This is a genomic window from Azospirillum lipoferum, from assembly GCF_024170005.1.
Classification (GTDB): Bacteria; Pseudomonadota; Alphaproteobacteria; order Azospirillales; family Azospirillaceae; genus Azospirillum; species Azospirillum lipoferum.
The window spans coordinates 214,469-233,451 of sequence record NZ_JALJXJ010000010.1 but is presented as its reverse complement, the minus strand read 5'-3'; the positions used below and the strand labels follow the sequence as shown (position 1 = coordinate 233,451).

At 68.0% G+C, this 18,983-nt stretch carries 19 protein-coding genes and 1 tRNA gene; 9 read left to right on the top strand and 11 right to left on the bottom strand.

Annotation, left to right across the window (positions count from 1 at the left end):
* The first annotated feature begins 104 nt into the window (after nucleotides 1–104).
* The 6 genes from J2848_RS22695 to J2848_RS22670 all read left to right on the top strand — a co-directional run bounded on the left by J2848_RS22695 (nucleotide 105) and on the right by J2848_RS22670 (nucleotide 5,814).
* On the top strand, nucleotides 105–848 hold the full coding sequence (locus J2848_RS22695; RefSeq protein ID WP_149232561.1) for a sulfite exporter TauE/SafE family protein: 744 nt from the start codon (nucleotides 105–107) through the stop codon (nucleotides 846–848).
* Between the two features lie 226 nt (nucleotides 849–1,074).
* Nucleotides 1,075–2,106: a 2-dehydropantoate 2-reductase gene (locus tag J2848_RS22690; RefSeq protein ID WP_149232562.1), complete on the top strand. Its 1,032-nt coding sequence runs from the start codon at nucleotides 1,075–1,077 to the stop codon at nucleotides 2,104–2,106.
* A gap of 78 nt (nucleotides 2,107–2,184) precedes the next feature.
* Entirely contained in the window at nucleotides 2,185–2,673 is a 489-nt protein-coding gene (locus J2848_RS22685) for a CBS domain-containing protein (protein WP_149232563.1), read from the top strand.
* A gap of 139 nt (nucleotides 2,674–2,812) precedes the next feature.
* Nucleotides 2,813–3,982 (top strand): Re/Si-specific NAD(P)(+) transhydrogenase subunit alpha, encoded by a 1,170-nt coding sequence (locus J2848_RS22680; RefSeq protein WP_149232564.1) that lies wholly within the window; start codon nucleotides 2,813–2,815, stop codon nucleotides 3,980–3,982.
* 13 nt (nucleotides 3,983–3,995) lie between these two features.
* Nucleotides 3,996–4,415: an NAD(P) transhydrogenase subunit alpha part 2 gene (locus J2848_RS22675; protein ID WP_149232565.1), complete on the top strand. Its 420-nt coding sequence runs from the start codon at nucleotides 3,996–3,998 to the stop codon at nucleotides 4,413–4,415.
* 4 nt (nucleotides 4,416–4,419) lie between these two features.
* On the top strand, nucleotides 4,420–5,814 hold the full coding sequence (locus J2848_RS22670) for an NAD(P)(+) transhydrogenase (Re/Si-specific) subunit beta (RefSeq protein WP_149232566.1): 1,395 nt from the start codon (nucleotides 4,420–4,422) through the stop codon (nucleotides 5,812–5,814).
* Between the two features lie 241 nt (nucleotides 5,815–6,055).
* Here the strand turns inward: J2848_RS22670 and J2848_RS22665 are convergent, their stop codons facing one another.
* The 3 genes from J2848_RS22665 to J2848_RS22655 form a co-directional block, all read right to left on the bottom strand.
* A complete protein-coding gene (locus J2848_RS22665) occupies nucleotides 6,056–7,759 on the bottom strand; it encodes a pyruvate, phosphate dikinase (protein ID WP_149232567.1) in 1,704 nt (567 codons plus the stop codon).
* A complete protein-coding gene (locus tag J2848_RS22660; RefSeq protein ID WP_246193978.1) occupies nucleotides 7,756–8,247 on the bottom strand; it encodes an NAD(P)-binding domain-containing protein in 492 nt (163 codons plus the stop codon). The genes J2848_RS22665 and J2848_RS22660 overlap by 4 nt, the downstream gene beginning before the upstream one ends.
* Before the next feature lie 184 nt (nucleotides 8,248–8,431).
* Nucleotides 8,432–9,214, bottom strand: a complete 783-nt coding sequence (locus J2848_RS22655) for an NUDIX hydrolase (protein ID WP_170307101.1) — start codon at nucleotides 9,212–9,214, stop codon at nucleotides 8,432–8,434.
* Nucleotides 9,215–9,415: 201 nt separating this feature from the next.
* Between J2848_RS22655 and pyk the strand changes: the two genes are divergently transcribed.
* Nucleotides 9,416–10,882 carry a pyruvate kinase gene (gene pyk, locus J2848_RS22650; RefSeq protein ID WP_149232570.1) on the top strand — a complete coding sequence of 489 codons (1,467 nt, stop codon included), beginning with the start codon at nucleotides 9,416–9,418 and terminating at the stop codon, nucleotides 10,880–10,882.
* A 44-nt stretch (nucleotides 10,883–10,926) separates the two neighbouring features.
* Here pyk and J2848_RS22645 read toward each other — a convergent pair whose 3' ends face one another.
* Nucleotides 10,927–11,616, bottom strand: a complete 690-nt coding sequence (locus J2848_RS22645; protein ID WP_109086305.1) for a GntR family transcriptional regulator — start codon at nucleotides 11,614–11,616, stop codon at nucleotides 10,927–10,929.
* 147 nt (nucleotides 11,617–11,763) lie between these two features.
* Entirely contained in the window at nucleotides 11,764–12,420 is a 657-nt protein-coding gene (locus J2848_RS22640; protein WP_149232571.1) for a thiamine phosphate synthase, read from the bottom strand.
* Between the two features lie 353 nt (nucleotides 12,421–12,773).
* On the opposite strand from J2848_RS22640, the gene oxlT reads away from it, so the two are divergent.
* Nucleotides 12,774–14,081 (top strand): oxalate/formate MFS antiporter, encoded by a 1,308-nt coding sequence (gene oxlT, locus J2848_RS22635; RefSeq protein ID WP_149232572.1) that lies wholly within the window; start codon nucleotides 12,774–12,776, stop codon nucleotides 14,079–14,081.
* A 70-nt stretch (nucleotides 14,082–14,151) separates the two neighbouring features.
* Here the strand turns inward: oxlT and J2848_RS22630 are convergent, their stop codons facing one another.
* The 4 genes from J2848_RS22630 to J2848_RS22615 form a co-directional block, all read right to left on the bottom strand.
* Nucleotides 14,152–14,562 (bottom strand): flagellar basal body-associated FliL family protein, encoded by a 411-nt coding sequence (locus tag J2848_RS22630; RefSeq protein ID WP_149232573.1) that lies wholly within the window; start codon nucleotides 14,560–14,562, stop codon nucleotides 14,152–14,154.
* 179 nt (nucleotides 14,563–14,741) lie between these two features.
* Nucleotides 14,742–15,623, bottom strand: coding sequence for a pantoate--beta-alanine ligase (gene panC, locus J2848_RS22625; RefSeq protein ID WP_149232574.1), 882 nt, complete (start codon nucleotides 15,621–15,623; stop codon nucleotides 14,742–14,744).
* A 169-nt stretch (nucleotides 15,624–15,792) separates the two neighbouring features.
* Entirely contained in the window at nucleotides 15,793–15,957 is a 165-nt protein-coding gene (locus J2848_RS22620; protein WP_042704268.1) for a hypothetical protein, read from the bottom strand.
* A 236-nt stretch (nucleotides 15,958–16,193) separates the two neighbouring features.
* A tRNA-Val gene (locus J2848_RS22615) sits at nucleotides 16,194–16,268 on the bottom strand.
* Between the two features lie 242 nt (nucleotides 16,269–16,510).
* Between J2848_RS22615 and J2848_RS22610 the strand changes: the two genes are divergently transcribed.
* A complete protein-coding gene (locus J2848_RS22610; protein ID WP_149232575.1) occupies nucleotides 16,511–17,341 on the top strand; it encodes a DUF3108 domain-containing protein in 831 nt (276 codons plus the stop codon).
* On the opposite strand, the gene J2848_RS22605 is transcribed toward J2848_RS22610, so the two are convergent.
* Nucleotides 17,286–17,561: a hypothetical protein gene (locus J2848_RS22605; protein ID WP_211103201.1), complete on the bottom strand. Its 276-nt coding sequence runs from the start codon at nucleotides 17,559–17,561 to the stop codon at nucleotides 17,286–17,288. The two genes, J2848_RS22610 and J2848_RS22605, sit on opposite strands and share 56 nt — an antisense overlap.
* Before the next feature lie 390 nt (nucleotides 17,562–17,951).
* Nucleotides 17,952–18,632 (bottom strand): HAD-IA family hydrolase, encoded by a 681-nt coding sequence (locus J2848_RS22600; RefSeq protein ID WP_149232576.1) that lies wholly within the window; start codon nucleotides 18,630–18,632, stop codon nucleotides 17,952–17,954.
* Between the last annotated feature and the right edge of the window lie 351 nt (nucleotides 18,633–18,983).

Genomic DNA, 18,983 nt, shown 5'->3' with positions numbered 1-18,983 from the left:
TCCCGGCAATCAGATCCCCGGCAGAGAACACCGTCGGAGACTGATATTCTGTATACAGAATACGAATTGCCTCGTCAACACGGATCGAAAGGGGTGGGTCGATCATGTTGGGTATTCTCGTCCTGATGCTGGCCGCCTTTTCGTCGGGGGCGTTGAACGCCGTCGCCGGGGGCGGCGCCTTCATCACCTTTCCGGCCCTGCTGTTCGCCGGGGTACCGCCGGTCGCCGCCAATGCCTCCAGCACGGTGGCGCTGTTTCCGGGACAGGCAGCCAGCAGCTGGGCCTACCGGCGGGAGATCGCGGCCGGTGGTCAGGTGAATGTCCCCGTCTTCGCCGCCCTCAGCCTCGTCGGCGGGCTGGCCGGCGCGCTGCTTCTGCTGCTGACGCCGAATGCGGTCTTCGCACGCTTCGTGCCGTGGCTGTTGCTGTTCGCGACATCCGTCTTCGCCGTCGGCGCCTATGCGCCGGGGATCGTCTCCAGGCTGCGGCTGGGCGGGCGTAGCGTGCTGGTGGTGCAGTTCCTGATCTCAATCTATGGCGGCTATTTCGGCGGCGGCATCGGCTTCCTGATGCTGGCGGCGCTGACCCTGTTCGGGTTGCGCGATATCCACGCCATGAACGGACTGCGGCTTCTGCTGGCGATGCTGATGAACGCGGCGGCGGTCGGCACCTTCATCGTCGCCGGAGCGGTGTCCTGGCCAGAGACCGCAGCGATGGCGGTGGCGGCGATTGCCGGCGGCTATGCCGGTGCCATGGGGGCGAAGCGGGTCGATCCGAAACTGCTGAAGACGCTGGTGGTGATCATCGGAACGGTGCTGACCCTGTACTTCTTTGCGAAGGGAGCCTGATCCGAACGGAGTGTAGCCGGCGCCCGCAATCTCAACCGTGCCCCCACATTCCGCATTGACATACGGTATGTGGTATACCAAACTCCAGACACAGTTTGCGCGACAGACTGTTGGATGCCGCTGCAAAGCAACCGGTCAGCCGATGGATGCGGCCGGTGTGGGCAGGCTGGCGTCGTCCAGCCCCACAGCATTCAAAAAGTGAAATCGGGGGAGAGGGGAATCCGGCATGAAGATTTGCATCTACGGATCCGGGGCCATCGGCGGCTATCTCGGCGTTCGCCTGCACCAGGCGGGCGCCGAAGTCAGTCTGGTGGCGCGTGGTGCGCATCTGGCGGCGATGCGCGAGAACGGCGTCACCTTGCTGATGGGGGAGGAGAAGACCGTCGTCCATCCCCGCTGCACCGACAACCCGGCCGAACTCGGCCCGCAGGATTACGTCATCATCGCGCTGAAGGCCCACTCCGTCCCCGGTGTCGTGCCCGCGATGCAACCGCTGCTGGGTGACGACACCGCCGTCGTCACCGCCGTCAACGGCATTCCCTATTGGTATTTCTACGGCACCGGCGGCGAGTTCGACGGCCGTACGCTGGAGACCGTCGATCCCGGTTCGGTCCAGTGGAAGGGCCTGGGGCCGCAACGCGCCATCGGCTGCGTCGTCTATCCGGCGACCGAGGTGGTGGAGCCCGGCGTCATCCAGCATGTCTATGGCGACAAATTCTCCCTCGGCGAGCCGGACGGGTCCAAGTCGGACCGCGTCGTCGCCCTGTCCCAGGCGATGGAGGCCGGCGGCCTGCGCGCGCCCGTGCTCGACCGCATCCGCGACGAGATCTGGCTGAAGCTGTGGGGCAATCTCTGCTTCAACCCGATCAGCGCGCTGACCCACGGCACGCTGGAGGTCATCTGCGGCGATGCCGAGACCCGTGCCGTCGCCAAGGCCATGATGCTGGAGGCCAAGGACATCGGCGACAAGCTGGGCGTCCATTTCCGCGTCGATGTGGAGCGCCGCATCAACGGCGCCGCCGCCGTGGGCGCGCACAAGACCTCCATGCTCCAGGACCTGGAGCGCGGCCGGCCGATGGAGATCGATCCGCTGCTGTCGGTGGTGCAGGAGATGGGCCGCATGGTGGGCGTGCCGACGCCGACCATCGACGTGGTGCTGGCGCTGGTGAAGCAGCGGGGCGAGACCGCCGGCTGCTACAGCCGGCCACAGCCTGCGGCCGCTCCCGCACGCACGCCGGAAGCGGTGGCGGCCCAGTAAGCAGATAAGTCAGCTGACGCGGCCGGCGCAGACCCGGACAAGGGTCATGCCGGCCGTCTCAAAGGGGGGTGGAGCGTCATGAAGGTCGAAGACATTCTCCGCAAGAAGGGCACGCGCATCGGCATGGTGCGCATCAATGAAACGGTGACCACGGCGCTGCGCCTGATGAAGGCGGAGAACACCGGCGCGCTGGTGGTCAAGGACGTCTGCCGCACCGAAGGCAACACGGTGGTCGGCGTCATTTCCGAACGCGACGTGGTCCGCGCGCTGGTCGACCGCGGGCCAGCCATCCTGGAGCAGGCGGTATCGACGCTGATGACGCGCGATCCCTATTGCTGCAGCCCGTCCGACCCGGTGCGCCATGTGCTGAGCCTGATGGACGAACACGGCATCCGCCATGTCCCGGTGCTGGAGGGCACGACCCTGGTCGGCGTCGTCAGCGTCCGCGACCTGATCCGCCGCCAGTTGGAAGAGCTGTCGGGCGAGGGGCTGCCGGTTGCGGCAGCAGCAGCCACGGTCGCTGCCACAGCCGAAGGCTGGGACTTTCCGGTCGTCGCCAACCAGTGAGTGCTGCGGGTGGGGCCGGCGCATGTCCGCCGCCCCACCCGATTTGCCGCTTCGGCGCTTGCCCGCCCTGACCCGGCCTTGATCCGGAAGCGGGCCGATTATTGCCCGCCGCCATGGCCGGCCTTCGAAAGCAAACCATATGAAGATCGCGATACCCAGGGAGCGCCGCCCGGGCGAGCGCCGCGTTGCCGCGTCTCCCGAAACCGTCAAGAAATTCAAAACCCTCGGACTGGACGTGGTGGTGGAGAGCGGGGCGGGTCTCGGCTCCAGCCTTCCTGACGCGGCCTATGAGGCGGCGGGGGCCGCCATCGCCGCCGACGCCGCGTCCGCGCTGGCCGATGCCGACATCGTGCTGAAGGTGCAGCGGCCGCTGATCGCCGCGGAAGGCGGCGAGGACGAGCTGGCGCTGCTCCGCAAGGGCGCGCTGCTGTTCGCCATCCTCAACCCCTACAACAGCCGCGACCATGTGAAGGCCTACGCCGATGCCGGCGTGAATGCCTTCGCCATGGAGTTCATGCCGCGCATCACCCGCGCCCAGGTCATGGACGTGCTGTCCTCCCAGGCCAACCTCGCCGGCTACAAGGCCGTCGTCGATGCCGCATCGGAATATGGCCGCGCCTTTCCGATGATGATGACCGCCGCCGGCACCGTGCCGCCGGCCCGTGCCTTCATCATGGGCGTCGGCGTCGCCGGTCTCCAGGCCATCGCCACCGCCAAGCGTCTCGGCGCCATCGTCTCGGCCACCGACGTGCGTCCGGCGGTGAAGGAGCAGGTCCAGTCCTTGGGCGGCAGCTTCGTCGCGGTCGAGAACGACGAGTTCAAGCAGGCCGAGACCGCCGGCGGCTACGCCAAGGAGATGTCGGACGACTACAAGCGCCAGCAGGCAGCCCTGGTCGCCGAGCACATCAAGAAGCAGGACATCGTCATCACCACGGCACTGATCCCCGGCCGCAAGGCGCCGATCCTGGTGACGGCGGAGCATGTCGCGTCGATGAAGCCGGGCTCGGTGATCGTCGATCTGGCGGTTGAGCAGGGCGGTAACGTCGAGGGCGCCAGGCTGGGCGAGGTGGTGACCACAGCCAACGGCGTGAAGATCGTCGGCCATGCCAACTACGCCAGCCGCATCGCCGAGAGCGCCTCGCTGCTCTACGCCAAGAACCTGCTGGCGCTGCTGACGTCGCTGCACGGGAAAGACACCGGCGTGGCCGTCAACTGGGACGACGAGATCGTCAAGGCCATCGCGCTGACCCGCGACGGCGCCATCGTGCATCCTGCCTTCGCGGACGCCCGCGAAGCGCAACCCGCGTGAGGAGGCGGATCCCATGGAACACCCGGATCCCGCAAGCAACATTGCCGCGTTCCGCCAGACTTTGGCGGCCCTGACCAACCAGGTCGACGCGCTGGCCGTTCAGGTGGCGCAGCTGTCGCCGGTCCCGGTCACCGAGACCGCCGGCCACGGCAGCTTCTTCGTCACCGGCCTGACCGTGCTCGTGCTCGCCTGCTTCGTCGGCTACTACGTCGTCTGGCGCGTCACCCCGGCTCTGCATTCGCCGCTGATGGCCGTCACCAACGCCGTGTCCTCGGTCATCATCGTCGGCGCCCTGGTCGCCGCCGGACCCGCCGGCCTCGATTTCTCCAAGGTCCTCGGCTTCCTCGCCGTCATCCTGGCGTCCGTCAACATCTTCGGCGGCTTCCTGGTGACCCAGCGCATGCTCTCCATGTTCAAGAAGAAGGGCAAGTAAGACCATGGAAACCTTGTCGGCCCTTCTCTATCTCGTCGCCTCCATCTGCTTCATCATGGCGTTGCGCGGGCTGTCCAGCCCGGAAACCTCGCGCCAGGGCAACATCTACGGCATGGTCGGCATGACCATCGCCATCCTGACCACGCTGGCCTCGCCCATCGTCCAGTCCTACTGGATGATCGTGCTCGGCATCGCCATCGGCGGCGCCATCGGCTACGTTGTCGCCAAGAAGATCGAGATGACGGCGCTGCCGCAGCTGGTTGCCGCCTTCCACTCGCTGGTCGGCCTCGCTGCCGTCTTCGTGGCGCTCGCCGCCTTCTACTCGCCGGAGGCCTACGGCATCGGCCTGCCCGGCGCCATCGCCAAGGGCTCGCTGGTCGAAATGGCGCTGGGCACCGCGGTCGGTGCGATCACCTTCACCGGCTCCATCGTCGCCTTCGCCAAGCTCCAGGGGCTGGTCACCGGCAAGCCGCTGGTCTTCCCGATGCAGCATCCGCTGAACGCGGCGCTGGGTGTGCTGACCGTCATCCTGATCGGCTGGCTGGTGCAGTCGAATGCCGACGCGGCGCTCTGGCTGATCGTGGCCGTCTCCCTGGCCTTGGGCTTCCTGCTGATCCTGCCGATCGGCGGTGCCGACATGCCGGTGGTCATCTCGATGCTGAACAGCTACTCGGGTTGGGCGGCCTGCGGCATCGGCTTCACGTTGCAGAACAACCTGCTGATCATCACCGGTGCGCTGGTCGGCTCATCGGGTGCGATCCTGTCCTACATCATGTGCAAGGGCATGAACCGCTCGATCTTCAACGTCATCCTCGGCGGCTTCGGCGGCGAGGCGGCGGGTGCCGCAGCCGGTGCCAAGGGTCCGCAAGGCTCGGTCAAGGCCGGCTCGGCGGAGGACGCCGCCTATATCATGAAGAACGCTCAGTCGGTGATCGTGGTGCCCGGCTACGGCATGGCGGTCGCCCAGGCCCAGCATGCGCTGCGCGAGATGGCGGACAGCCTGAAGCATGAAGGCGTGGACGTGAAGTACGCCATCCACCCGGTGGCGGGCCGCATGCCCGGTCACATGAACGTACTGCTGGCCGAAGCCAATGTGCCCTACGACGAGGTGTTCGAGTTGGAGGACATCAACCGCGACTTCGGCACGGCGGATGTGGCTTTCGTCATCGGCGCCAACGACGTGACCAACCCGGCGGCCAAGACCGATCCGTCGAGCGCAATCTACGGCATGCCGATCCTGGATGTGGAAAAGGCCAAGACGGTGTTCTTCATCAAGCGCGGCATGGCCGCCGGCTACGCCGGTGTCGAGAACGAGCTGTTCTTCCGCCCCAACACCATGATGCTGTTCGGCGACGCCAAGAAGGTCACCGAAGAAGTCGTCAAGGCGATGGAAGCGTAAAGGATGTGAAAGGGAAAGCGCGCCGTTCCGAATGGGGCGGCGCGCTTTCTTTTTGGAAAGACCGTGTGGACACCACGTCGTAAAGAGGGCCGGTTCCCACCCGCAGGACGACGGCGCAGCAAAAGGACCGGTGTCCATAGACCCGGCCCATGCGTCGCTCGCGGTATGTTCGGAAAAGCAGCGGCAGTCTGCCCCAGGCGGAGTACAGGTCCGCTGAGAACGGGGGAGCTTAGGTGGGGGTCTAACTCCCCACCACCTCCAGCCCGCAAGCCCGCACCCATTCCAGCAGGCGGGCGGTCGCACCATCCGGCGTTGGCCGCTGCAAAGCCGCAGTCCCCAGCACCACGGCGCCGTTGCTGCCGTCGATGGTCAGCAGGTCGCCGGTGCGGACCGTCACCTCGCCGACGCGCATCACGCCCTCCTCCGCATCGATGCGGAGTCCGCGGGCGCCGCAGACGCAAGGGCGGCCCATGCCGCGGGCCACCGTGGCGGCGTGGCTGGTGAAGCCGCCGCGGGCGGTGACGATGCCGACGGCGGCCTGCATGCCGTGGATGTCCTCGGGCGAGGTTTCCGGCCGGCACAGGATCACCGGCGCCCCGCCGCGGGCCAGCCGCGTCGCATCCTCGGCGGTGAAGGCGGCCCGGCCGGTCGCCGCACCCGGCGAGGCCGGAAGGCCGGTCGCGATGGCGGTGGCCAAGGCGTCCGGCGTCAGGGTCGGGCGCAGCAGCTCGTCGAGCGCCTGCGGGTCGACTCGGCGCACTGCTTCCTCGCGGCTGATCAGCCCCTCCTCCGCCATGTCGACGGCGATACGGACCGCCGCCTCGGAGGAACGCTTGCCGCTGCGCGATTGCAGGATGAACAGGCACCCGCTCTCCACCGTGAACTCAATGTCCTGCATGTCGCCGAAGGCGCGCTCCAGCCGCTCGGCCAAAGCGCACAGCTCGGCGTAGACCGCCGGCAGGCGGCGCTCCATCGAGCGCTCGGGATTGGGTTGGTCGGCACTCAGCGGATCGGGGTCGCAGGTGCCGGACACCACGTCCTCGCCCTGGGCATCGGCCAGGAACTCGCCGCACAGGCCGGGGGCGCCGGTCGAGGGGTCGCGGGTGAACAGCACGCCGGTGCCGGACTCCGGACCGCGGTTGCCGAACACCATCGCCTGCACCGTCACCGCAGTCCCCAGATCCTCCGGAACGTCGTGCAGGGCACGGAAGGCCACCGCCCGCGGGTTCATCCAGGAGCGGAAGACCGCCGCCACCGCCAGACGCAGCTGCTCGGTGGGGTCCTGGGGGAAAGGCCGGCCGCAGCGCGTCTCGACCAGATGCAGGAAACGCGGCAACAGAGCGCGCCAGTCCTCCGCCGTCAGGTCGCTGTCGCGCTGGAGCCCCCGTTCCTCCTTGTGTTCGTCGAGCAGCGCCTCGAACCGGTGGCCGGGCACGCCCATCACCACGCAGCCGAAACACTGGACCAGCCGGCGATAGCAGTCGTAGGCAAAGCGCGCATCGCCGGAACTCGCCGCCAGCCCCTGAACGCTGCGATCGTTGAGGCCGAGGTTGAGGATGCTGTCCATCATGCCGGGCATCGACACCGCCGCACCCGAGCGGACGGACAACAGAAGCGGATGGTCGCCATCGCCGAACCGCGCTCCGGCCCGCCGTTCCAGCGCCAGGATGGCGTCGTCGATCAGCTCCGGCAGGTCGGCCGGCAGCGCATCCACAGCGCCCAGCCCGCGCCCGGCCTCCGCAGCGATGACGAAGCCCGGCGGCACTGGAACGCCGAGGGCAGCCATCTCCACCAGCCGCGCACCCTTGTTGCCCAGACGCTCCACATCGGCCCTGCCGTGCGAAACCCCGGCCCCGAACGGGACGATCACGTCCGCTACGGTCGCCAGGATGGGAGCGGCCGGGAGGCGGATCGGGGCGATGTCGGGAGCCGTGACGGTGTTCATGATGCGCTCAACATGGGTTCGGCCGGCCCGTTGAAGGCCATCAGACGCAGCAGCCGGTGCAGTCCATCCGGATCGTCGCTTTTCCTGTCCGCGGCGCGGACAACGCCATCGGTAAACAGCCGCAGCAGCGGTTCGGCCCGCGCGCAGGCCGCATCACTGCCGCCCAGATCGATGATGGGATTGATGGTGAGGCCGGGGCGTACCCGCGCATCGGCCAGCAGGACGCCCAGATCGGCGAGCCGCAAGGCGTTGGCCGAAACCTCAGCGGGCGACAGGGACGACAGGTCGATCACCAGCGCGCCCGGCGCCAGGGCGGTGGCAAAGCCATCGTCGGCGAACAGGGCGGCCTCGGCCGCGTGGGCATCGGGCAACAGCATCATCACGACGTCGCAGGCCCCGGCACGGTCGCGGAACGCGCTGCGGCCATGACAGTCGTGGTGCAGCCGGTGCCCGGCCTGCCGCAGCCTGTCCATGATCGCATCGGCCATCTCCCCATCCCCGATGAACCCGACATCCATTGCGCGATCCTCCTGCCTCCGCCCCGGCACCATTATCGGGCGCCGTCATCCGGCGCCGAGCGTCAGTCTGGAGATTGATTGCGCATTCCGCGTCGCACAATAGCACCATCGCGCAATTTTCACATCGCGGAAACCCGCCTAGGCTTGCCTAATCTTACCCAAGCCTAACATGCTCGGCAGCGGTCTCCAGTGGCGAAAAGCCGCAGCCGGCTGGGATCCGGAACGCCGGACCGGCCGGCGCTTCCACCAGCCGCGGCAGGATCGGCGGCGGAAATCCGCCATCGCTTCGGGCACAGGCCAGCGCCGCCGCCACGTCGGCACAGCCGGCCAGTCGCAGCAGGGTCATCCGGGTGGCGAAGACCAAGCGTCGCCGCCCGGCCTCCTCCTCCGCCAGCAGGCGGCGCGGGGTGGCCCACAGCGCACCGACCGCCTCGCCGCCGTCGCAGACCGGCTGCTGTCCCTCGGGCGCGGGGGCCAGGAAGAACAGCGTGTCGAAGCGGCGGGGCAACATCTCCGGTGTCACCCAGCGCGCCAGCGGCGCCATGCGGCCGAGGGCGGGGACCGCACCCACCCGCGCCAGCGCAACGGCGAATCCCTCCCCCGCCGCCAGCGCCCGGCGCAGCCCGTCGAGCGCGGTCGGGGTGAGGGGATCGCGGGAAAGCAGCAGGCCGCACTCCTCCGCGCACTCCCGCAGGGCGGCGACGCGATGCGCGAGATCGGCCGGCGGGTCTCCGTCCGGCCAGCGGGTGTGCCAGTGCGGATCATGGTCCGCCGCCTCCAGCCGGCCGCCGGGGAAGACGGTGGCGCCGGGGGCGAAGCGCAGGCCGGGATGGCGTTCCATCACCAGCAGTTCCAGCCCCTCGGGTCCATCCCGCAGCAGGATCAGCGTGGCGGCGGGATGGGGCGGAACGGGGCTTTCAGGTACGGTCTCGGACATACCCAACTGTCGCCGACGGGCCGGGCGGCTGTCCATCTGCGGCGGGAGGAACCACTCTCACGATGCGGAATAAGGAGCGGGCGCCGTTTGACCATCCGGCCTAGCACTTCCAGCATCGGACCAACACCGAACCTCAACTCATCATCGTTCGCCAGTCCCGCCCCTTTTTCGTGAAGGGCCGGGTGGAGGAAGGCTGTCGTCATGCCGTTTCACCGCAGCACAAAGATCGTCGCCACGCTGGGCCCCGCCAGCTCGTCGGAAAGCCAGATCACGGCCCTGGCGCGGGCCGGTGTGAATGTCTTCCGCCTGAATGCCAGCCACGGCACCCAGGCCGAACATGCCGAGCGCTTCGCCCGCGTCCGCGCCGCCGAGAAGACCGTGGGCCGGCCGATCGGTGTCCTGCTCGACCTCCAGGGGCCGAAGCTGCGGGTCGGCACCTTCGGCTTCGGGCCGGTGGAGCTTTCCATCGGCGACCGCTTCCGCCTGGATCTCGACCGCCGGCCGGGCGACAGCCGCCGCGTCTGCCTGCCCCATGCCGAGGTGTTCGCCAGCCTGGAACCCGGCCTGGACCTGCTGCTGAACGACGGGCGCATCCGCCTGCGCGTCCTCGATTGCGGCCCCGACTTCGCCGAGACGGAGGTGGTGGCCGGCGGCATGCTGTCCGACCGCAAGGGCGTCAACGTCCCCGGCGCGGCGCTGGCGCTGAGCGCCCTGTCGGAGAAGGACCGCAGCGACCTCGCCTTCGGGCTTGAGCTTGGGGTGGACTGGATCGGCCTCAGCTTCGTCCAGCGGCCGGAAGACATCCTGGAAGCGCGCGAGCTGATCGGCAACCGGGCGCATGTGATGACCAAGATCGAGAAGCCGGCCGCCCTGCCGACGCTCGACCGCATCATCGAGCTGTCCGATGCGGTGATGGTGGCGCGCGGCGACCTCGGCGTCGAACTGCCGCCGGAGGACGTGCCGGGTTTGCAGAAGAAGATGATCCGGCTGAGCCGTGCCATGGGCAAGCCGGTGATCGTCGCCACCCAGATGCTGGAATCGATGGTGTCGGAGCCAACCCCGACCCGCGCCGAGGCCTCCGACGTCGCCAATGCCGTCTATGACGGGGCCGACGCGGTGATGCTGAGTGCCGAATCCGCCTCCGGCCGCTATCCGGTGGAGGCGGTGGCGATGATGGAGCGCATCGTCCGCCGGGTGGAGGGCGATCCGCTCTACCGCCGCATCATGGACGCAGACCATCCCAGCCCGGAGGCGACCGCCCCCGATGCGCTGACCGCCGCCGCCCGACAGGTCGCGGAGACGATCAGCGCCGCCGCGATCGTCACCTACACCACCACCGGCTCGACCACGCTGCGCGCCTCGCGCGAACGACCGAGCGTGCCGATCCTCGGCCTTAGCGCCAACGAGGCAACGGCACGGCGGCTGTCGCTGGCCTGGGGCGTCCATGCCGTGCTGACCGACGACGTGGCGAATTTCTCGGAGATGGTGGGCCGCGCACTGACCGCAGCGGCGGATGCGGGCATCGGCCGGTCGGGGCAGGCGCTGGTGGTCACCGCCGGCGTGCCGTTCGGGACGCCGGGCAAGACCAATGCCCTGCGGGTCGTGACCATCGACGGGGACGACGTGCCGAAGGTGGAGACGGCGCAGAGGGAGACGATAACGGCCTGAGATCCGGCAGGTTCAGGGCGGCGCAAGCCACCCTGGCCTATCCCTCACTCCAGGAAGTCGCAGTGCTTCTCCACATGCGCGGCCAGCCCCATGGTGTGCTCGCGCACCAGCCGCTCGGCGAGGTTGGCGTCGCGGTCCTCCAGGGCCTTGATGATGGCGCGGTGGTCGTGGATGGAGCGTTCGGCCCGGTCCTCCTGGCCAATGGTCAGCTTGCGGATCGCCCGCATGTGGATGAACAGGTTGTCGGTGACGTCCTGGATCAGCTTCGACCCGCTCAACTGGATGATGCTTTTGTGGAAGGCGATGTTGGCGTCGGAATATTCGCTGACATGATCCTTCGGGCTGCGCTGCTCGAAGTTGCCGAACAGGTCCCACAGCTTGTGGATCTCCGCCGCCGGGGCGTGTTCGGCGGCCATGCGGGCGGCCATGCTTTCCAGCGCGGCCCAGACCTGGATCATCTCGATGATCTCGGTCTTGGTCTTGCGGACGACGAAGATGCCGCGGCGCGGCTGCAGGCGGATGAAGCCCTCCTGCTCCAGCAGGGTCAGCGCCTCGCGGATCGGGGTGCGGCTGACGCCGAGCTTGTCGCTGAGCTGCCGTTCGTCCAGCCGGATCTCACGGTCATGGTCATAGATGTCCATCTCCGTGATCGCCTGCTTCAGCGCGTGATAGACCTGACTGCGGAAGGTGGTTCCGGTGTCGAGGGGCTGGACGTTGAGAGCGGGAACGGTCATGGAGTCGATGTCCTCATGTCTCGCCGGACGTTGCGGCGCACCCGGCCGGGTCCCGGTTCGGGACCATTGGCGTTTTCGTATCCTACATACCAGATGCATGCAAGGCGTTGAAATGTCCAGGGGGACAGGCGTGAAACCCGCCTGAGGTCAAGCGTGGGGCAGTGTCGCGGATCCAGCCGGCGCCAATGCTGCCAGCAGCGGCGCCAGCGCCTGCGCGTCGCGCATCGCCAGCCCCATCACCGCGACGCCCGCCGCCCCGGCGACACGGCATTCCGCCACCGCATCCGCACGGTCGAGGCCGCCCAGCCCGATCACCGGCACACCCCTCGCCACGCCCAACGCCACCCATCGCCGCAGCCCGGCGGCGCCCAGGCAAGGCCCGTAGCCCGGCTTGCTGGCGGACGGGAAAACCGGCGAGAGCGTCACGTAATCGGCCTGCCCGGCCGCCCGCTCCATCGCCTCGGCACCGTCCGAGTCGTGGAACGACAGGCCGATCAGCGCCCCCACCCCCAGCAGCGCGCGGGCCGCGGCCGGATCGCCGTTGGAGGGGAGATGCACCCCGTCCACCCCCGCCGCCGCCGCCAGTGCCGGATCGCCATGCAGGGTGATGCGCGCACCCCAGGGGCCTGCCCGCACCACCAGGGCGCGAGCCAGCTCCACCCGCTCTCCGTCAGGCAAATCCTTGTCCCGCAAGGACAGCCAACGCACACCGCATGCGAACAGACGCTCCGCCACCTGCGGCAGCGGCCGGTCGGCCAGCCTGCGATCGGTGATCACCAGCAGCGGCGGCTCGGGCAGCGACATGGGACCACATCCTTCTGATCGGCCGCTCATCATCACAGGACGTGGCGCTTTCGGCCAGCCCGCGGATCAGGATTTTTCCAGCTGGCGGAAATCCAAGGGATTCACATCGACATTTCGCATGCATGTTGCTGGGACAACAAATGGTTCGTATTGACATCATCCGACAAACTGACGATCGTGAGGGCGGGCATGGGGCATTTGGCATGCCAGCAACCATAAGTTGGTGTTAGGGCGCCCCATCCCGGTCGCCTTTTTTCCGGACCGGATACCAGAACCAAAGAATGCGGCCACACAAAAAGCCAAGGGTCCGGCGGTCCGAACAGAACATGTCGGGTGCAATGGGGAGGAAGGACATGGTGCGTGACGCGCACGGCAATACGGCCCAGGTCGCACCCTGGGGCGGGCGCTGGATGCAGCTGGCCATCGGCATCGTCTGCATGTCGATGATCGCCAACCTGCAATATGGCTGGACCCTGTTCGTCGAACCGATCGACGACAAGCATGGCTGGGGCCGCACGGCGATCCAGGTGGCCTTCACCATCTTCATCGTCACCGAAACCTGGCTGGTGCCGGTGGAGGGCTGGTTCGTCGACAAATTCGGCCCGCGCATCGTCGTGCTGGTGGGCGGCGCGCTGTGCGCCCTGTCCTGGGCGCTGAACGCGGTGGCGGACTCGCTGGTGCTGCTCTATCTGGCTGCGGTGATCGGCGGCATCGGCGCCGGCGGCGTCTATGGCACCTGCGTCGGCAACGCGCTGAAATGGTTCCCCGACCGGCGCGGGCTGGCCGCCGGCCTGACAGCCGCCGGCTTCGGCGCCGGCTCCGCCCTGACGGTCGTGCCGATCGCCACCATGATCGAGACCTCCGGCTTCGAGACCACCTTCATGACCTTCGGTCTCGGCCAGGGGCTGGTGATCCTGGTGCTCGCCTGGTTCCTGGTCGACCCGCCCAAGCTGGGCTATGGGCAGGCGCGCGGCGGCTCCGCGCCGCAGCGCCGCCAGTATGCCCCGCAGGAGATGCTGCGCACGCCGGTCTTCTGGCTCATGTACGGCATGTTCACCATGGTCGCCGCCGGCGGCCTGATGGTGACCGCCCAGCTCGGCCCCATCGCCGCCGACATGGGGCTGGTCGATGCGCCGGTCAGCATCCTCGGCCTGACCCTGCCGGCACTGACCTTCGCCCTGTCGATCGACCGGGTGATGAACGGCATCACCCGTCCCTTCTTCGGCTGGGTGTCCGACCATATCGGGCGCGAGAACACGATGTTCATCGCCTTCACCATCGAGGCGGTCGGCGTGATGGCGCTCAGCGCCTACGGCGCCGATCCGGTGGCCTTCGTCATCCTGACCGGTCTGGTGTTCTTCGCCTGGGGCGAGATCTTCAGCCTGTTCCCGGCCTGCTGTGGCGACACCTTCGGTTCGCGCTTCGCCGCCACCAACGCCGGGCTGCTCTATACCGCCAAGGGCGTGGCCGCCCTGCTGGTCCCCGTCGGCAACCTGATGGTAGAGGCGACCGGCAGCTGGCAGACCGTCTTCTACAGCGTCGCCATCGTCAACGCGCTGGCCGCCTTCCTCGCCCTGTTCGTCCTGAAACCGCTGCGCGCCCGCTATGTCGCGGCAGCCAGCAGCACCGCCCCGCGCCTGACCACCCGGCTGGCCGACTGAAAACCGACCGATCGACTGCAAGAGCCGGCCCCCGGATGCATTCCGTCGGGCCGGCAACTTTTTTGGGGTGTTACCGGACCACCATCCGGTCCAGCAGGATTTCCTTCACCCGCACCCCGCGCAGTTCGCGGTCGAGCACCCCGGCGATCGTGGTCTTCATCAGCATCGCCCCCTCGGCGCCGGTCAGCTGCTGCGGATCGATCTGGCGCATGCGGTCGGACAGCCGGTCGGAGATGCGGGGCACATAGGGATCGGCGACCTTGCCGTCCACCGCCGGGTCGATTTCCAGCAGAACCTTGACGTCCACCATCCGGGCATCGCTGCCGCCCAGGCTAAAGGTCATCATCGGCAAGGCGGCGTATTTCTTGTCGGGCCCCTGATGCGCCTGCGACGCCGGTGCGCGACTGCGGCTGGCCACGACGGCACCGGTCGCCCCAAGCGCGGCCAGCACCAGCAGCAGGCCAGTCAGAAGGAGCGGCATCAGGGAAACCGTTTCCCCATGCCGGTTGCGACGAACGAGCCGCAAGATCGCCTTTCCGCCCCCATCGCGGGGGTCACGAGACCCGTCGGGGGCCATGCCCACAATGGAATGCTAGGCGCGCAACAAATGCCGGTCAAATGCCGATAGCGGGGTTCGCCAGCATTCCCGGCCCTCCTTCGTCAGCCGACTGGGATCACAGGCACATTGTCGATCAGCCGGGCCTTGCCCATCCAGGCGGCGGCCAGCAGACGGGCGGGACGGGTGACGGCGGTCACCGGCTCCAGCGTTTCCGCATCGCGCAGTTCGACATAATCGATGGTGCCGAAGCCGGCCTCGGCGATGCGGCCGCGGATGCCGGTCAGGGCGCCGTCGACCTCGGCGCCACGGGCGAGTGCATCGGCCGCCGCGGTCAGCGCCCGGTTCAGTTCGGGAGCGCGGGCACGCTCGTCGGCGCTGAGATAGGCGTTGCGCGACGACATGGCGAGCCCGTCGGCCTCGCGCACCGTCGGCAGCCCTTCGACGCGGACGGGAATGTCGAGGTCGCGGGTGAAGCGGCGGATCACCATCAGCTGCTGGTAGTCCTTCTCCCCGAACACCGCCACGTCGGGCAGCGCCTGGAGGAACAGCTTGGTCACCACCAGCGCCACGCCGCCGAACATCTGCGGCCGGAAGGCACCGCACAGCCCCTCCGCCGGGCCGCCGACCGAAATGGCGGTGGCAAACCCCTCCGGATACATCGCCCGCACCGTCGGCGCATAGAGCGCGTGGCAGCCGGCCGACGCCAGCTTGGCGGCGTCGCCGCTCTCGTCGCGCGGGTAGCGGTCGAAATCCTCGTGGGGAGCGAACTGGGTCGGGTTGACGAAGATGCTGGCGACCACCCGGTCGGCCAGCGCGCGACCACGCCGCACGAGGCCCAGATGCCCGTCATGCAGCGCGCCCATGGTCGGAACCAACGCGACGGTCAGCCCTTCGCGGCGCCAGGAGGCGACCTGGGCACGCAGGTCCTCCACCGTCCGCAGGACCGGCAAGGGACAGGAGGTCGGGGCGATGGTCGGCGTCATGGCGTCGGTCCTTGCGCGGCGAAAACGGGCGCTGGATAACCCGACGGACCGTTCCTGTCCAGAAAAGCTTTCCGCAGGACAGACTGTTTCCCGAACATCATGGTTCGGCGCCCGCGGCGGAGAGGGCGGCCTCCTCCCTCCGCCGCGGTTTCGGATCGACGCCTAAAGATCAGCGCTTGATCGTGATGCCGACGAGATAGGCGAGATTCGCCCAGGCCAGCAGCGTCGCCAGCAGCGCGGTGAAGGACGGAACGAAGACCACCGAACCGATGATGACGGCGAGGACAGCGACCAGCAGGGCGAGGGAGAGCAAAGCGATACGGGTATCGTCCATGTGAGTTGGCTTTCAGAAGCGGGTGACAGGGATGGTGTCCTGTCTAGCCTATTGCAGCGCAAAAAGGGCTGATCTGCGTCAATCCACCGCGGATTCACCGATCACATGAGCATCTTATAATGCATGTTTTTCGTGTGGTTCGCGCACCCGGCACGACTTGCATCCGGCGGCCATGACGTGCCGACCGATGCCCAGAAACAAGAAAGGCTCCGGACAATGTCCGGAGCCTTCTTTGATGGTGGGCGCGACAGGGATTGAACCTGTGACCCTTCGCGTGTGAAGCGAATGCTCTCCCGCTGAGCTACGCGCCCGAACCCTGAAACTTTTTACCGATCTCTTTAGCGTCGCGACCGTCTTTCGCCGGCCCCGCCGCTGCGGTGGGCGGGTTTCTACGGCCTTCCCCGGCAGGTGTCAAGCATCAGATTCATCCCCATCTTAAAAAAGAATTTGCTGCCCGCAGGAGACCCGGACCGTGCCCCAGCCCAGCCCCCGCCGCCTCCCCCACGTCACCCGACCCTGCCCTGGCCGGCCAACCCTTGCCCGAACAGCCCTGATGGCGGCCGGTCTGTCCCTGCCCTTGCTGGCGCTGTCCACGCTGGTGGCATCGGCGGAACCGGTGAAGGCGACCTACCGGGTCTTCGTCGGCGGCGTCACCGCGCTGGACGTCGATGCGATGCTGGACGTGGCCGGCGACCGTTACCGCATCGCGGTGTCGGCGGTGACCGGCGGCACCATCGACCGGCTGTTCAACTGGCGCTCGGACTCGCAGAGCGACGGCTATGTCCATGGCGACGATCTCCGGCCGGCCAGCCATCGCCAGACCAGCCTGCTGCGCGGGGAACCCCGCAACGTCACCCTGACCTACGGGCCGCAGGGCGACGTCTCCACCAGCGTCACGCCGCCGCCGGAGAAGGACGACCGCGAACCGGTGCCGCCGGCCCTGCAGCGCGACACGCTGGACCCGCTGACCGCCGTGCTCGACCTGCTGTTCGCGGTGGGGGCGAGCCAGAACTGCAACCGGTCGCTGCCGGTGTTCGACGGCCGGCGGCGCTATGACATGGTGTTCAGCGAGGTCGGACGGCGGATCGTTGACCCGTCGCGCTACTCGATCTTCTCCGGCGTCGCCCAGCAATGCCGGGTGACCTACAAGCCGGTGGCGGGCTATGCCCGCTCATCCTCGGGTGGCCGGTTCTGGCAACGGAGCAACCCGGCGGACCGGCCGCCGGTCGATCTGTGGCTGGCGCCTGTCGCCGCCGGCTATCCGCCCCTGCCGGTGCGGCTGGAGACGGACAGCGACTTCGGCAGCGTCGTGGTCCACCTGACCGGCGTCACGCCGCCAGCGGCAGACCGCCGGGCCGGGGCGTCGCCGCAGCCGGGGCGCTGACTGGGGGAATCACCGGGGCAACCGGCCTGACGGCGCCGGGGGAGCGGGTGTCCAGGATCATGTCGGACGACACCATGCCGGCGCGCCGCACCGCCTCGCCTATCGCCGAAACCGACGGCCAGAGGAAGCGGCCTTCCAGTTCAAGCAGCCTGCCGTCCAGCAGCGCCGCAAAGCCGCCCAGTTTGCCCATATGAACGATCCGAGCCATGCGAGAAGCCATGGTGGAGTTCCTTCCCATCGGCGACCGCCGTGACGCTGGCCGGACAGCGGCATCCTGCGACGCCGTCCGACCCGCACCCGGCAGGTTCTTGATTGCTTGTCGTGCCTGCCGGCTGCGGCGAGCGTCAGCAGCAGGACGGTGGCGGTGAAGGCCAGCGAACCGGCCGTCAGGGCATTGTCCTGCATCATGGCGCGTCCTCCCCGGCTCGGCGTCCTGTCGCCCGACACTATCGGATCGACCCTATCAGCTTAGGGGCTTTACCGTTTCGGCACGCGGGTCCTGAGGGATACCCCTGCTGTCCAAAAGGATAGTATCGGTGTATGCAACGGTCCGTGCGCCGCCCGGTCGCGGCGACAGCCCCGGCCGGCGCTGTTCGTCAGGCAGCGTCCATCACGAGAAAGCCAGTCGCATCAGCCCCTCCGGCAGGTCGGCAAAGCGGTCGAGGATCAGATCGGCGCCCAGTTCCTCCACCGGCATGCGGGGATAGCCGTAGCTCATGGCGACCACCGGCACGCCTGCCGATCGTGCCGCCTTCACGTCGTTGCCGTTGTCGCCGATCATCGCCGCCCGCGCCGATCCATCCTGGGCATCCAACTGCTCCAGCACCCAGGTCAGATGACGGCCGTCCGGCTTCTTCACCGGCAGGGTGTCGCCGCCGGCAACCGCGCCGAACAGCCCCTCCAGCCCCATGATGCCCAGCAGCTTGCGGGTGATCCGCTCCGGCTTGTTGGTGCACAGACCCAGCCGCACCCCACGCGCCGCGAGCGCCGCCAGGGTCTGCGCGACGTCGGCATAGAGCACCGGCGGTTCAGCGTCGTCATAGTAGGTGTCGAGATAATGGCGCAGCACCGGCTGCACCGCTTCGTCCCCCAGCGGCTCCCCCGTCGCGGCGAAAGCCTGCCGCACCAGCATCGCCGAGCCGTCGCCGACCATCGTCCGCACCTGCGCCTCGGTCAGGGCGGGGCGGCCGAATTCGGCCAGGGTGCGGTTCAGTACGCGGGTCATGTCGGGCGCGCTGTCGATCAGCGTTCCGTCGAGGTCGAAAACGAGCGCCTGGAAGGGAAACGGCATGGAAAGCCCCGCAATCTGCCATGGATCTGACGATGTCCCGTGGATAGCACGGGGTCCTGCCGACCAACCACCCGCATGGCAGCAACCCAGGCCAGACATGCAGCGGGCCAAACATGTATCGCCAATTGTCCAAAAACCGTCCGAAGCGTCTATCTCCGGCGTCCGGCTTTCCCCAGACCTAGCCCGGCGCGGCTATGACAGGCTGAAACAAAAGTTGACTTGGGCTTCCACGGCGTGCTGTGGCACACCACTCTCGGAATTGCGGATGGTGCGGCACCCACTCCGGAAGAAGCGTCGTCCGTTCCGGCAGTGATGTCTTAACCTTTCCCGGCTCAAGTACGGCGTCCTCAT

Coding starts and splice junctions, on each gene's coding strand:
- J2848_RS22695 (WP_149232561.1), top strand. CDS start 105: ATGTTGGGTATTCTCGTCCTGATGCTGGCCGCCTTTTCGTCGGGGGCG.
- J2848_RS22680 (WP_149232564.1), top strand. CDS start 2,813: ATGAAGATCGCGATACCCAGGGAGCGCCGCCCGGGCGAGCGCCGCGTT.
- J2848_RS22675 (WP_149232565.1), top strand. CDS start 3,996: ATGGAACACCCGGATCCCGCAAGCAACATTGCCGCGTTCCGCCAGACT.
- J2848_RS22645 (WP_109086305.1), bottom strand. CDS start 11,616: ATGACCGTTCCCGCTCTCAACGTCCAGCCCCTCGACACCGGAACCACC.
- oxlT (WP_149232572.1), top strand. CDS start 12,774: ATGGTGCGTGACGCGCACGGCAATACGGCCCAGGTCGCACCCTGGGGC.
- J2848_RS22620 (WP_042704268.1), bottom strand. CDS start 15,957: ATGGACGATACCCGTATCGCTTTGCTCTCCCTCGCCCTGCTGGTCGCT.
- J2848_RS22670 (WP_149232566.1), top strand. CDS start 4,420: ATGGAAACCTTGTCGGCCCTTCTCTATCTCGTCGCCTCCATCTGCTTC.
- J2848_RS22600 (WP_149232576.1), bottom strand. CDS start 18,632: ATGCCGTTTCCCTTCCAGGCGCTCGTTTTCGACCTCGACGGAACGCTG.
- J2848_RS22640 (WP_149232571.1), bottom strand. CDS start 12,420: ATGTCGCTGCCCGAGCCGCCGCTGCTGGTGATCACCGATCGCAGGCTG.
- J2848_RS22660 (WP_246193978.1), bottom strand. CDS start 8,247: ATGGCCGATGCGATCATGGACAGGCTGCGGCAGGCCGGGCACCGGCTG.
- J2848_RS22685 (WP_149232563.1), top strand. CDS start 2,185: ATGAAGGTCGAAGACATTCTCCGCAAGAAGGGCACGCGCATCGGCATG.
- J2848_RS22610 (WP_149232575.1), top strand. CDS start 16,511: ATGGCGGCCGGTCTGTCCCTGCCCTTGCTGGCGCTGTCCACGCTGGTG.
- panC (WP_149232574.1), bottom strand. CDS start 15,623: ATGACGCCGACCATCGCCCCGACCTCCTGTCCCTTGCCGGTCCTGCGG.
- J2848_RS22630 (WP_149232573.1), bottom strand. CDS start 14,562: ATGCCGCTCCTTCTGACTGGCCTGCTGCTGGTGCTGGCCGCGCTTGGG.
- J2848_RS22605 (WP_211103201.1), bottom strand. CDS start 17,561: ATGGCTTCTCGCATGGCTCGGATCGTTCATATGGGCAAACTGGGCGGC.
- J2848_RS22690 (WP_149232562.1), top strand. CDS start 1,075: ATGAAGATTTGCATCTACGGATCCGGGGCCATCGGCGGCTATCTCGGC.
- J2848_RS22655 (WP_170307101.1), bottom strand. CDS start 9,214: ATGTCCGAGACCGTACCTGAAAGCCCCGTTCCGCCCCATCCCGCCGCC.
- J2848_RS22665 (WP_149232567.1), bottom strand. CDS start 7,759: ATGAACACCGTCACGGCTCCCGACATCGCCCCGATCCGCCTCCCGGCC.
- pyk (WP_149232570.1), top strand. CDS start 9,416: ATGCCGTTTCACCGCAGCACAAAGATCGTCGCCACGCTGGGCCCCGCC.